Source organism: Oleiphilus sp. HI0066, from assembly GCF_001635725.1.
On record NZ_LWFH01001139.1, the window covers coordinates 1 to 970 of the forward strand.

1 protein-coding gene is annotated in these 970 nt (G+C 41.5%); it reads left to right on the top strand.

What is annotated here, in order from left to right; genetic code table 11:
- Positions 1-300: 300 nt before the first annotated feature.
- On the top strand, positions 301-970 hold a 670-nt coding region (locus A3738_RS15025), incomplete at its 3' end, for an MASE2 domain-containing protein (RefSeq protein ID WP_304440108.1).

The following is a 970-nucleotide window of genomic DNA, read 5'->3' on the forward strand; positions in this document are numbered from 1 at the left end:
TGCACTTTTCAAAATACCTTTTAATTGTTCACCTTCAGGTGCAGGTGAAACTAATCGTGGAAAAGACACGCGCTGATGCAAGAAGTTTAGGATGCTGTTTTCATAGCTCATGATGAATCGCTTTACACAGAGAACATTTGTTAATAAAAAAAGGAGGTGCTAACCTAAGCCACCAAAATTAAGGCTAGGCAAGACTCAAGCAGCAATAATACAGAATAAGCGCGCTTGCCTAAATAGATTGCGAAGAAAGGAAATACCCAGTTTTACGAACACCTCTTTTATTCGTTTGGGCAGTAAACTATGGCAAGTGAACCAAGTATAATTAATTATGATGCGCCGCCGTCAGTCATGCCGGCCTATAATGGGCGCGTACTTGCTTACCTAACGTCTACTCTCACCTTTATTACGGGCATTTTATTAGGTCATTTTGATAAGAACCTAATTTGGTTTGTGCCTTTCGCCATGCTTTGGCCCCACCTTTTATATTTCTTCGTACGTCATTTCAAACTTGCTGATAATCCAACCGCTCGTGAAGTAACCTTACTTATAGACGGTGTTATTGTTGGGTGTACGATTGTTCTCATCGAATTCAGCCTCACTGCTTCTTTATTCTCGATCATTATGGGTGCGTTTAGCTTCATTGTTGTAGGAGGTATGAAGCTATTAGTACTCGGCTGCATCACGGCATCTATATCATTAGGATTAAGCGGCTTAATTTTCGGATTTAACTTCAATATAAATGAGCCGGTATTGGTGACTCTTGTGGCTGGTATTGGGGCAGGTGTCTATGTTGCTGTTACCGCATATTACACACACCAACAAGCGAAGGCCTTGGTAAAAGCGAAGTCACAGATTCAGCATCAACGAGAACAGTCGATCTCACTATCGCATAAGCTTGCGAAGTATCTTTCACCACAAGTATGGCAATCTATCTTTACCGGTGAACGTGACGTTCGTCTTGAAACACAAC